The following is a 12225-nucleotide window of genomic DNA, read 5'->3' on the forward strand; positions in this document are numbered from 1 at the left end:
AACCCTAGATGGGCTATAAACCCATGCCGGTTTTCAAGACCGGTGCATTCGACCACTCTGCCATCTCTCCGCACGGCCTGCATAATAGGGAAACCCATCCCTTTTGTGAAGCTTTTTTTTTAATTAATTGTTTAAGTGCTTAAAAAACAATTAATTTGTTTAAAGTTAGAACAAAGTGTTTTTAATTTAGCCGTCAATACTCTTTTATTTAAATATTTAACTCTATTGATCTACAAAGGTTTGCCCAAACATATAAGAGTTGGTAATCTAATTTTAGTTAAATTATCGAAACACACACGTTTCACTTAAAGGAGCTCTACAATGGCGTTTAATCAATCGTACAATACCGCGAAACCGGTAATGTCTACCATTGAAACAAACAAGGTACTTAAAAACACCTACTTTTTACTAGCTATGACACTTGCATTTAGTGCAGTTACAGCCGGTATTTCAATGGCACTACAATTACCTTACTTTATGGGAATTGTGTTTACACTTGTTTCGTTCGGTTTATTATTTGTTGTAAATAAAAAAGCAGATACAGCATCTGGTGTATTTTGGGTGTTTGCTTTCACAGGCTTAATGGGGGCAGGCTTAGGTCCATTGCTCAACCATTATGCTGCAATGCCTAATGGTCCAATGCTTATTATGCAAGCGTTGGGTTCTACGGCGCTTATCTTTTTTGGTTTATCTGCTTATGCACTAAACACTAAAAAAGACTTCTCATTCATGGGTGGCTTTTTAACGGTTGGCTTAATCGTTGTGATTGTAGCTAGCATTGTTAATATTTTTGTTGGCAGTTCACTTATGTTTATGGTGCTTAATGCTGCAGTTGTATTGATCATGTCTGGTTTGATTTTATTTGATACAAGCCGAATCATTAACGGCGGCGAAACTAACTATATTCGCGCAACAGTGTCTTTATACCTAAGCGTATATAACTTATTTACGTCTTTACTTGCTCTACTTGGCGCAAGTGATGACTAATTAAATAGTTCTGTTAAAATAGCCCCTTAATTGGGGCTTTTTTATTGGAATTGTTTTGTCACGTTTTGTTCTTTCATTACATACACCACCATCCGATCACGATACAACGCAACGCATTGTTAAGTTTGCGAATGCATGTTTAGCTCAAGGGCACACCATTGATGCTATTTTTTTATACCAGCAAGGTATTTATCATGCATCTACCCACTTTGATTTATCCTCAAACGAACTTCAAATACCAGCACTTTGGCAGCAACTCGCCGATCAAAAACTAAATTTAATGCTGTGTGTTACCGCCGCTGAAAAACGCGGGTTAGATATTAAACGAACAGGTGTATTTGCAGTCGCAGGGTTAGCTGAATTTGCAATGCTTGCAAGCGACGCAGATAAATGGGTGCAATTTAAATGATAAACGTATTAGTAATGAGTCAGTGCAGCCCATTTGACGATTTAAATATTCGTGATGCACTTGATATGACATTGATATTTGCGGCCGTTGACCAAAATGTGAGTTGGTTGTTTAGCGGCCCCGCCGTTTTGGCTTTAAAAAAGCATCAACAACCAAACGATATTGGCTTAAAAGATTTTTTTAAAAACATTAAAACACTCGAAATCTATGATGTTGAAAACATCTACGTGTGTGAAAAGTCATTGCTTGATTATGGTTTAAATAAACATGATTTACTCATAGAGGCAAAAGCACTCAACTTTAGCCAACAACAAACATTAATTAAAGCGCAGCAACATGTGGTGAATTTATGAGTACATTACATATTTTTTCTAAGCCGCTTAACTATTATTCGGCAAATCAGCTAGAAAACTTAATTTTATCAGACGATAACGTGCTACTTGTTGGTGATGCCTGCTTTGCAAAAAAACAATTTAGGCAATTTGCAGATACACTATTAATACTTGAACAAGACGCGCAAGTACGTGCAATAAAATTAACAGATAACGATATAGCCATTAGCTATGAAGACTTTGTAGCTCTCACTTTATCAACTAATCAATCAATTACGTGGTAACTCATGCTTGAATTTAACAACCAACAGATTGAAACCGACAAACAAGGTTACTTGCTTGACCATACTTTGTGGTCAAAGGAGCTTGCACCTGTAATTGCTATCCAAGAAAACATTACCCTTAGTGTTCAACACTGGGAAGTCATTAACTTTGTTCGTGATTTTTATATTGAATATAACACCAGTCCAGCAATTCGGATGCTTGTAAAAGCAATGGCTAAAGCGCTCGGTGAAGACAAAGGTAATAGCCTTTATTTATATAAATTATTTCCTAAAGGCCCAGCCAAGCAAGCAACAAAAATTGCCGGATTACCAAAACCAGCTAGGTGCATATAATGAGATCTAAACCAGGCAATAATCAAGTAACTGAATCCAAGCCAAAAAGAAGTACAGGGCGTACTTATTCACGCAGTGCACTTAACAAAACGCCTTCAGGTAAAAGAGAGATAAAGCCGCAAATAGCATCTAAAGACAGAAAAATTGTGTTATTCAATAAACCATTTGATGTGCTATGCCAATTTACAGATGACGCAGACAGAAAAACGCTTGCTGAGTTTATCCCTATTAAAGAAGTTTACGCAGCGGGTAGATTAGATAGAGACAGTGAAGGTTTATTGCTTTTAACAAACTGTGGAAAATTGCAAAACACATTAACTGCACCTAATAAAAAAACGAATAAAACATACTGGGCACAAGTTGAAGGTGAACCAACGAGTGAATCAATTAATGATTTATGTAATGGCGTAGAACTTAAAGACGGACTTACACTCCCCGCTAACGTTAAAGTAATTGATGAGCCAACAATTTGGACTCGTAATCCCCCTGTACGCGAGCGAAAAGCAATCCCTACCACTTGGCTAAGTATTACAATTAATGAAGGTAAAAACAGACAAGTTCGTCGAATGACCGCGCATATTGGCCACCCTACACTTCGTCTTATTCGCTACAGTATCGGAAACTATACGTTGGATGATATTAATTGTGGTGAATACAAAGTAATTAAAGGTGCATTTGATGCATAAACCGCATGTAACCGTTGCGGCAATAGTAAAAAAGCAAAATGAGTTTTTACTTGTCAAAGAGCGCGATAAATTTACACAGCAGGTTTGTTACAATCAACCTGCTGGTCATTTAGAACAAAACGAAACTCTTGCACAAGCCGCAAGCAGAGAGCTACTTGAAGAAACAGGCTTAGCGCTTGAGCCAGTCGGCTTTTTAGGTGTGTATAATTTGCATGCCGAAAATGGAGTGCACTATTTGCGATTTTGCTTCTTATTTGAAGCGCCTGATAATATAAACGCGCCAACGCCAATAGATATCGATATTATCAGCGCTAACTGGTACACATTAGAGCAAATAAAATCACTCTCCCTTAGAAGCCCTTTAGTATTGAAGTGTATTAACGACAGCCTGAATCGACCAGTATTGAGCCTAGAAACTATTTACAATTAGCTATATTGGGGAGTAGAGTAAATAAGATAATTAACTCTATTTTATTTACTCTGAGCTTAGCGCTATACAATTACGCCCTTGTTTTTTAGCATAGTATAGGGCGTTATCAGCGGCTTTAACAAAGCTAATTTCGTCACTATTTGTATAGTCACTAATGGTATTAATCCCCATACTTATAGATAAAAATCCGGTAAAGCTATCCTGGTGCGCAATAGCTAAGTTTTCTACAGCTTTTTGTATTTGCTCAGCTATAAACAACGCCCCTTGCCTATCGGTTTGAGGTAATAAAACAACAAATTCCTCCCCCCCATAACGAGCCACAAAATCTTCTGGGCGACTAACCGTTGAAGCAATTGTTTGAGCAACATCATATAAACACGTATCGCCAGCCACATGCCCATACCGGTCATTAAATTGTTTAAAATGATCAATATCGATGATAATCATCGACAGCATGCCTTCGCATTCTTTTGCTCGTTCATACTCATGCGTTAGTTTTTCATCAAACCGGCGCCTATTTGCAATTTTGGTTAATGCATCCAAAAAGGCCATATCTCTAAGTATATCCTCCGCTTCTAAACGTTCTGTTGCATCATTAAAAACAGCCAAAAACTCTTCACCTATATCAATCCCTGATATCTCCATCATCACTTGTGTTCCATCACGACAAGACACTCGATAATTATTTGCGGGTATATCGTTATTATTATTCAGTGCCTTTTCAAGTGAGTCTTGCCACAGCTCTTTTGCAAGTGCTCTGTATTGTGGATCTGGATACGCTTTCTCCCACCACGATTTAAGATTAGGTACATCCTCTACCGTATAACCAAAAACATCTACAAAGCGTTGATTAACTTTCAAAATATCACCCGTTTTGGCACACACATTACATACCGGCATTGGCAAAACGGTAAATAACCTAGCGTAGTGACTTATCTCATGTTTGCGCATAGGGTTGAGCGTACTTTGAGGTAAGTAACTCATTGGCATATCACTTTTTTCTATACTAAGCTTTACGTCCATTTCTAAAGCAAAATACCATTCAAGCCACCAGTGCTCTACATGCTCAAGCACCTTTAGCTCAATGTTCTTTTTAGCGGTTGAGCCCTTAATTAAACTAAATAACTCATGTACATGGTTTGGTTCTTGGAAAATGTGAGGGTTTTTGAGTTTTATTAACTCATAAAAAAGGTGATAGGCTGACTTTTTAAACTCTGTCGTTTTGCTATAAAGTAATTCGCTATCCACAAAATCAGATTCGTTTGTATAGTGTTCAACTAAAGAGATTATCTTGTTTATTTGATAGGCGTAATTCATATATTCATTCCATTGACTATATATTAAGCGATTTTAAGTGGTTTACATTCATATACTCACCACTATTTTTATTTTGTTAAGTGTATATTTACTCTAGTAGTTTTAAAAGAAAATACTATTAATAAAACTTAATAACTACATGAATTATTCTATAGTCTTAATTTATTAGTAAAGATCACTTTAATATTACTAAAGTTACAGCCTAATAAAGCGCTTAAGTCTAGTTTGCTATTTGTTATATAAATAAAATACTGACTAATTCCCCTCTTTGCGCCCTTAGTCTCTTTAAGCACAAACAAAATACATGCTATAATCGCGGCCTTTCCAAGTTAACAGCAATCTGTATAAGCGAAATTATTCATGAGCGAAAATAGTCACATTAAAGTCATTGTTGGCATGTCCGGCGGTGTTGATTCTTCTGTATCTGCATATTTATTACAACAACAGGGCTACCAAGTAGAAGGCCTGTTTATGAAGAACTGGGAAGAAGACGACAATGATGAATACTGTGCTGCCGCTGATGATTTAAAAGATGCGCAAGCAGTGTGCGACAAATTAGGCATTGAGCTTCACACAGTTAACTTTGCAGCAGAATATTGGGACAATGTATTTGAGTACTTTTTAGCAGAGTACAAAGCAGGTCGTACACCTAACCCAGATATAATGTGTAACAAAGAAATTAAATTTAAAGCCTTTTTAGAATTTGCTGCGCAAGCACTCGGTGCTGACTTTATTGCAACGGGTCACTATGTTCGCCGTGAGCTTCGCGATGACAAATACGTAATGTGTCGCGGACTTGATAACAATAAAGATCAAAGCTATTTCTTGTATACTCTAAGCCATGAACATATTGGCCAAACGTTATTCCCTGTAGGCGATATCGAAAAACCAGAAGTACGCCGCATAGCAGAAGAGCAAGACCTAATCACTCACGATAAAAAAGACAGCACAGGTATCTGCTTTATTGGTGAGCGTAAATTTAAAGACTTTTTACAAAAGTTCTTACCAGCACAACCTGGCGTTATCGAAGACACAGACGGTAACAACGTAGGCGAGCACGAAGGCTTAATGTACCACACACTTGGACAACGCAAAGGCTTGTTAATTGGTGGTATGAAGGAAGGTTCTGGTGAGCCTTGGTACGTAGTAGATAAAGACCTTGAGCGAAATGTACTTATTGTGGGGCAAGGTAAAGATCACCCTCGCCTATACAGCAACGGTCTTAACGCAAACCAACTTCACTGGGTAGACCGTATTGGCCCTAAAGGCACCACTCGCTGCACAGTAAAAACGCGTTACCGCCAAGAAGACTTAAGCTGCACCCTACTTGTAGGTGAAGACGGCATGGCCCGCGTATTGTTCGACGAGCCACAAAAAGCAGTTACGCCTGGTCAATCTGCCGTATTTTACGCAGAAGATGTGTGTTTAGGTGGTGGTATTATTGACTCGGTGATTAAGTAATGAATGAACACCAAGTCATGGCGCTTGCCGCCATGTGCCAGGCTGCTAAACAAGTTCAAAAAATTGCCCAATACGGCAACAATAACGAACATGATTTAGAAATCTTACTTTCAAGCATTATTCAAACATCTCCGGCATCGCCAGAAGATGTTTACCAAGGTACTGACAACTTACGTGATGGCTATAAAACATTAATGGCGCAACTTACTGCTGGCGCTCAAAAAGATGTTGAAATAGTAAAGTACGTTGGTGGTTTAATGCAGCTTGAGCGAGCACTCAGTGCTAACGAAAAAAGCTTAAACGAATTAGGTAAACGAATTGATGATATTCATCGTCGTTTAGACCACTTTGCTATTACCGATGAGAGTGTTGTTGCCGGTTTAGCAGATATTTACTCGTCGGTGCTGAGCCCCCTTGGGCACCGAATACAGGTTTATGGTAAACCCGAGTTATTAAAACAGCAGCTCACTCAAAATAAAATCCGTGCATTATTATTAGCCGGCATTAGAAGTGCAGTATTATGGCGACAAATGGGCGGTAAGCGCCGTCACTTTTTCTTTGCAAAAAGAAAAATACTCGCCATTGCTAAAACAAAAATTTAACTATCGTTCAAACTAAAATTTAGGAGTTATTATGGAGCTTTCAGCGTTAACGGCTATCTCTCCAGTGGATGGTCGCTACGGCAGCAAAACCACTGAACTACGCAGTATTTTCAGCGAATTTGGCTTAATCAAATACCGCGTAATTGTTGAAGTGCGTTGGTTGCAAGCGTTAGCTGCAGCAAGCGATATTAAAGAAGTACCTGCATTTAGCGAACAGGCTAATGCACTTCTAAACGCCATTGTAGATAACTTCAGTGAAGCTGATGCACAGCGCGTTAAAGATATAGAACGCACTACAAATCACGATGTTAAAGCTGTTGAATACCTACTAAAAGAAAAAGTAGCCGATAACAGTGAGCTCCATGCAATAAACGAATTTATTCACTTTGCTTGTACTTCAGAAGATATTAACAATCTATCTCATGGTTTGATGCTAAGCGAAGCACGTAAAAATGTTTTACTTCCTTATTGCGACGAACTTTTAAGTGCAATTAAAGCTAAAGCAATTGAATATAAAACAATCCCAATGATGACTCGTACGCACGGACAACCTGCTACACCATCAACTATGGGTAAAGAGTTTGCTAACGTATACATGCGTTTAAAGCGTCAACGTGACCAAATTGCACAAGTAGAAATGCTAGGTAAAGTTAATGGTGCTGTTGGTAACTACAACGCTCACCTTAGCGCATACCCAGATTACGACTGGCACACACATGCAGATAAATTTGTATCAAGTTTAGGTTTAACACTAAACCCATTTACTACACAAATTGAACCGCATGACTATATTGCAGAGTTATTTGACGCAATTGCACGTTTCAACACTATATTATTAGATTTTGACCGTGACATGTGGGGTTACATTGCCCTTAATCACTTTAAGCAAAAAACAATTGCTGGCGAAATTGGCTCATCAACAATGCCACATAAAGTTAACCCAATTGATTTTGAAAACTCAGAAGGTAACTTAGGCTTAGCAAATGCCATTTTCTCTCATCTTGCACAAAAATTACCAGTTTCTCGCTGGCAGCGTGATCTTACTGATTCAACGGTATTACGTAACCTAGGTGTTGGTATGGGTTATGCAATTATTGCATACCAATCAACACTTAAAGGTGTAAGCAAGCTAGAAGTAAACGAGCAACGTTTAGCTGACGAGCTTGATCAAAACTGGGAATTGCTAGCTGAGCCGATTCAAACGGTTATGCGTAAGTATGGCATTGAAAAGCCATACGAAAAACTTAAAGATTTAACACGCGGTAAACGCGTAAATCAAGAAATTATGGCTGACTTCATCGATGGTTTAGACCTTCCAGAGCACGCTAAAGTAGAAATGAAAAAATTAACGCCTGCCAACTACATTGGCCGCGCTGTTGAGTTTATTGATGATTTAGTTTAAAAACTAAATTGCTCTTTTAAAAAGCGAAAGGATCATCCTTTCGCTTTTTTTGTTTTAACCTCATTGCACTAACTAGTAGGCATAATGTATGTACCAATTAAAAATAAATAATTTGTCTGAGCAAGAGTTTTTAAGCCATTTTTGGCAAAAAAAGCCGCTTTTAATCAAACAAGGTTTTGCTGATTTTCAAGACCCGCTTGATGCTAATGAACTTGCCGGCCTAGCAATGGAAGAAAGCATAGAGTCGCGTATTATCACCAATCATAAAAATGATTGGCAAACACACCAAGGTCCATTTGAAGACTTTGAGCAGTTAACTGACGATCACTCTACTTTACTCGTGCAAGCAGTTGATCACTGGCATAGCGATGCTGCACAACTGCTAGAACCTTTTAGGTTTATTCCCAACTGGCGCATAGATGATTTAATGATCAGCTATTCAACGCCTAATGGTGGTGTGGGTCCACATTTAGACCAATACGACGTATTTATTATTCAAGGTGAAGGCAAACGTCATTGGCGTGTAGGCTTACCCGATCCAGCACTTAAGCAGTTTGCTCAAAACAAAAAGCTACTTCAAGTTGAAGCATTTGAAGCCGTAATAGATTGCATTTTAGAACCTGGCGATATTTTGTATATTCCACCAGGGTGCCCTCACGAAGGTTACGCTGTAGAAAACGCACTAAATTATTCAGTTGGTTTTAGAGCCCCAAATCAACAAGATTTATTGTCGAGCTTTGCCGATCATATTATTGATACTGAAAGCGGACAAAAACGTTATACCGATCACAACATCACACTAAGAAAATCAAAAGGTGAACTTACAAACCTTGAAGTTGATAAAGTTAAAACACTGATGGCGGCACTTTTAGAAAATGACGATTTATTTAAACAATGGTTAGGCTCAACGCTTAGTCAGCCCAAACATGAAATGGATTTAGCACCAGTAGAGCCTCCATTTACATCAGAGCAAATAAGCGATGATTTAAGTGATGAAGAAACTGTGTTTGAGCGTTTAGGTGGTACGCGTGCTATTTACCAGCAGCTCGATACCGAAGTGCTATTAAGTGTTAACGGTGAAAATTACGCTATGCCATTAACTGACTTAGCGGCGGTAAAACTACTTACCGATAATACTGAGTTTGAAAGTTCAGCATTAAACTTAACAAACCCAAGTTTAGTATTTACTCAAACCTTTACTACACTTGTTAATGAGGGGATCTGGTTTAATATAGACCAAGAATAATAATACCAATTTTATTAGTAGTGATGAGCATTTTGCGGCGTAAAATATTATGTATACAGGTTAGTTAAAAATTTTAATTTTACCTGATATTGGCTTAAATAATTTTGCTGCGATTGCTTACTCATTTTAATTTGGTATCAATAGGAGTTTGCAATGGGCTATCTGGTTGATAAGGTTGAATGGGATATAAAAAAAGATATGTTACAAAAAATTCGAGAGCGAGTTTTCGTTTACGAGTTACATATCCCCAAGCACATCGAATTCGATAGCCTAGATAAAATTGCATTACATGTACTTGTCACAGACGATGCAAACTGCCCTATTGCAACAGGTAGATTATGTACAGATGGCTTAATCGGCAGAATAGCTGTATTACCCGAGCATCGTAACCGCAAGGTATATAAATCACTTCTCAATTTTATTGTTGAATTAGCGTCAAACCAAGGTATAGAAGAAGTAAGCATTAATTGTATTTTAAATGAGGTAGAGCGTTTTAAGCGAAATGGCTTTATTCAACAAGGAAATGTTTTTATGGAAGCGGGAATACCTAGGCAACGCATGCAATGCCCTGTTTCAGCGTTTAAAACAACCCCCTTCACACTTGTTCATTAGATAAAGAAAAGGGCAATAAATAAACTACCGCCCTCCACATTATTATTTTAAACTAAACTTAAGTTACCTAAACTACTTTGGTTCATTAGCCCACAGTGGTTCATTATCATACATTTCGTATAAGCCATGTGCTCTATTTATAAGTAAGTTAGCAAAATCTACCTGAGTTTTATCACGCGCGCCTGTACTCATAATTTGATCCGCTTTTAATTGCCACTGCAATGAAAAATAACGCATTGCATCGCGAGCATCTGTAGCTGCACTTACCTCAGCATGATCTGTAGGTAATCGTCCTGTAACTACCCAATATGTTTTACCGTTCTGGGCTTTAAATTTCCACATAGCACAAAGTGGTGCTAAAAATCGGCTGTCTTTATCAACTACTGATTTTGGCATAATGCCTTTTTCGGCTAAATGCTTTTGCGCTGCTTGAAAACATTCCCGTTGCCACTGCATTCTTTGCTCATCAGTTATAACTTGCTCTTTTGCTGTTAACGGCTTTTTTTCTTGTTGTTCCATTTTTAATAACCTTTTACTTCTTTTTTTTACACTCTAAGGGCTTAGTAAATAAGGTGCAAGCATAAAACTCCCATTTGCACCTTAAAGCTCTCTGTTTGCTGTGTTTTTAGGCAAACTATTATTTTATATTGTGATCAAACGAACCTACATCACCCGGAAAAACTACGGGTGACTCAACACCGTCTTTACTAACAGAAGCTACACCAAAGTAATAATTATCAATTACCACATTTTCAAGTGTATATTTTGAAACATTACCCACGTATTTACTAAACTGCCATTGCGGCTCGCTCGTATAACGCCAATAAATTTTATATCCAGCAATGTTCTCGTCATCATTTTTCGCCCATGAGAAAGAAGTGTTAGCAGTAACAGCGCCCGTTATTTTAACTTCTTTTGGCGGTGCGGGTGCCCACGCCATAGACGCCATAGTTACCGCATTAAGTGAGGTTAGCTTAGCCGTATAGTCAAAATCAACACCTTCAATGGTATCACCATACTCAACACCATCTTCAGTGCGTAAATCTTGATGCTGACGATCGTAGTGCTCATTAGTTTCCATAATACGCACGGCTGCAAAACCTGCGTCATTAAATGGACGATGATGCCCACCACGGCCAAATCTATCTAATCGATATACAAGCATTGTATCTAAATTAGGAATGTATCTGTCAGCAATAGTGTCTATGTAGCGAGCTAAATTACGACTCGCAGAATCAACTTCACCACCTGTAAAGCGACGAGTATTAGCTTGCTTTTTAGTTTCAACAACACGGGTACCTTCTGAAAATATACGTGCAGTCGTGTTATCAGTTACACCATTAATACCGGTAATATTACCAATCATATCGTTGTTTAAAACGCCATGAACTTGCCAGTTATGCTTTTGTGCATAAGCAGTTAATATTTTACCGCCAAACAAACCTTGCTCTTCGCCCGAAAGCGCCGCGTAAACTACCGAACCATTAAATTTGTATTTACTTAAAACACGAGCAGCTTCTATAACACCAGCTACACCTGATGCATTATCATTTGCGCCAGGAGAGTCGCTAGTAAAATCCATAACATCACTTACACGTGAATCTATGTCACCCGACATCATCACCATTCGATTAGGCTCGCTTGATCCGCGTTGAATAGCCACTATGTTAACCACTTCAACAGGATTAGGAATGCGTTTTTCGCCCGATATAGTGTCCTTTACTTCAATAATTTCCAGGCAACCACCACACTGTGCCGATATTTTTTCAAATTCTTTTTTTATCCAGCGTCTAGCCGCACCAATACCTCGAGTATCCGATTTAGTATCTGAAAGCGTATGACGAGTACCAAAATCCACCAGCGTTTGAATATCACTACCAATACGGGTAGCCGACACTTCACTTGCTATGTCATGTAACTTTTGTTGGTCGGTATATTGTAATTGTGTTTCACCATGTGCTGATAATGCAAGTGTGCAGGCACCTGCAATTGCAGTAAATTTAAGTAACGTTGTTGTGATTTTCAAAGGTGTTTTAAGCATCTATTAGCTCCTAATTATTATAGTGTAACCATTACCTAAGTAAGATTTTATGGCAATACATTTGAGGTAGATGCAGAAAGGAG

At 38.3% G+C, this 12225-nt stretch carries 15 protein-coding genes; 12 read left to right on the forward strand and 3 right to left on the reverse strand.

Annotated features, from left to right (window positions below; translation table 11 throughout):
* Nucleotides 1-321 precede the first annotated feature (321 nt).
* The 7 genes from WNY98_RS08370 to WNY98_RS08400 are packed head-to-tail and all read left to right on the forward strand — an operon-like array spanning nt 322 to nt 3461.
* On the forward strand, nt 322-987 hold the full coding sequence (locus tag WNY98_RS08370) for a Bax inhibitor-1/YccA family protein (protein WP_007580214.1): 666 nt from the start codon (nt 322-324) through the stop codon (nt 985-987).
* A 55-nt stretch (nt 988-1042) separates the two neighbouring features.
* Nucleotides 1043-1396, forward strand: coding sequence for a sulfurtransferase complex subunit TusD (gene tusD / locus WNY98_RS08375; protein WP_342877624.1), 354 nt, complete (start codon nt 1043-1045; stop codon nt 1394-1396).
* On the forward strand, nt 1393-1749 hold the full coding sequence (tusC, locus tag WNY98_RS08380) for a sulfurtransferase complex subunit TusC (protein ID WP_024600506.1): 357 nt from the start codon (nt 1393-1395) through the stop codon (nt 1747-1749). The genes tusD and tusC overlap by 4 nt, the downstream gene beginning before the upstream one ends.
* A complete protein-coding gene (locus tag WNY98_RS08385) occupies nt 1746-2012 on the forward strand; it encodes a DsrH/TusB family sulfur metabolism protein (RefSeq protein WP_170070820.1) in 267 nt (88 codons plus the stop codon). The genes tusC and WNY98_RS08385 overlap by 4 nt, the downstream gene beginning before the upstream one ends.
* A gap of 3 nt (nt 2013-2015) precedes the next feature.
* Nucleotides 2016-2345, forward strand: coding sequence for a TusE/DsrC/DsvC family sulfur relay protein (locus WNY98_RS08390; RefSeq protein ID WP_007580207.1), 330 nt, complete (start codon nt 2016-2018; stop codon nt 2343-2345).
* Nucleotides 2345-3031, forward strand: coding sequence for a pseudouridine synthase (locus WNY98_RS08395; protein ID WP_342877625.1), 687 nt, complete (start codon nt 2345-2347; stop codon nt 3029-3031). The genes WNY98_RS08390 and WNY98_RS08395 overlap by 1 nt, the downstream gene beginning before the upstream one ends.
* Nucleotides 3024-3461 carry an NUDIX hydrolase gene (locus WNY98_RS08400; RefSeq protein WP_076924569.1) on the forward strand — a complete coding sequence of 146 codons (438 nt, stop codon included), beginning with the start codon at nt 3024-3026 and terminating at the stop codon, nt 3459-3461. The genes WNY98_RS08395 and WNY98_RS08400 overlap by 8 nt, the downstream gene beginning before the upstream one ends.
* Nucleotides 3462-3506: 45 nt before the next feature.
* Here the strand turns inward: WNY98_RS08400 and WNY98_RS08405 are convergent, their stop codons facing one another.
* Entirely contained in the window at nt 3507-4778 is a 1272-nt protein-coding gene (locus WNY98_RS08405) for a diguanylate cyclase (RefSeq protein ID WP_342877626.1), read from the reverse strand.
* Between the two features lie 360 nt (nt 4779-5138).
* Between WNY98_RS08405 and mnmA the strand changes: the two genes are divergently transcribed.
* The 5 genes from mnmA to WNY98_RS08430 all read left to right on the forward strand — a co-directional run bounded on the left by mnmA (nt 5139) and on the right by WNY98_RS08430 (nt 10101).
* Nucleotides 5139-6239: a tRNA 2-thiouridine(34) synthase MnmA gene (mnmA, locus tag WNY98_RS08410; RefSeq protein WP_007375708.1), complete on the forward strand. Its 1101-nt coding sequence runs from the start codon at nt 5139-5141 to the stop codon at nt 6237-6239.
* Complete coding sequence (gene hflD, locus WNY98_RS08415; RefSeq protein ID WP_024597927.1) at nt 6239-6841, forward strand: high frequency lysogenization protein HflD; 603 nt, start codon at nt 6239-6241, stop codon at nt 6839-6841. The genes mnmA and hflD overlap by 1 nt, the downstream gene beginning before the upstream one ends.
* A gap of 31 nt (nt 6842-6872) precedes the next feature.
* Nucleotides 6873-8243: an adenylosuccinate lyase gene (purB, locus tag WNY98_RS08420; protein ID WP_024597928.1), complete on the forward strand. Its 1371-nt coding sequence runs from the start codon at nt 6873-6875 to the stop codon at nt 8241-8243.
* A gap of 88 nt (nt 8244-8331) precedes the next feature.
* Nucleotides 8332-9489, forward strand: coding sequence for a cupin domain-containing protein (locus WNY98_RS08425; RefSeq protein ID WP_342877627.1), 1158 nt, complete (start codon nt 8332-8334; stop codon nt 9487-9489).
* A 153-nt stretch (nt 9490-9642) separates the two neighbouring features.
* On the forward strand, nt 9643-10101 hold the full coding sequence (locus WNY98_RS08430; RefSeq protein WP_024597930.1) for a GNAT family N-acetyltransferase: 459 nt from the start codon (nt 9643-9645) through the stop codon (nt 10099-10101).
* 72 nt (nt 10102-10173) lie between these two features.
* Here WNY98_RS08430 and WNY98_RS08435 read toward each other — a convergent pair whose 3' ends face one another.
* Both WNY98_RS08435 and WNY98_RS08440 read right to left on the reverse strand, forming a co-directional pair.
* A complete protein-coding gene (locus tag WNY98_RS08435; protein ID WP_024597931.1) occupies nt 10174-10620 on the reverse strand; it encodes a DUF4826 family protein in 447 nt (148 codons plus the stop codon).
* A gap of 118 nt (nt 10621-10738) precedes the next feature.
* Nucleotides 10739-12142, reverse strand: coding sequence for a M28 family metallopeptidase (locus WNY98_RS08440; protein WP_197120925.1), 1404 nt, complete (start codon nt 12140-12142; stop codon nt 10739-10741).
* Between the last annotated feature and the right edge of the window lie 83 nt (nt 12143-12225).

This window comes from Pseudoalteromonas sp. AS71 (assembly GCF_038900275.1).
GTDB lineage: Bacteria > Pseudomonadota > Gammaproteobacteria > Enterobacterales > Alteromonadaceae > Pseudoalteromonas.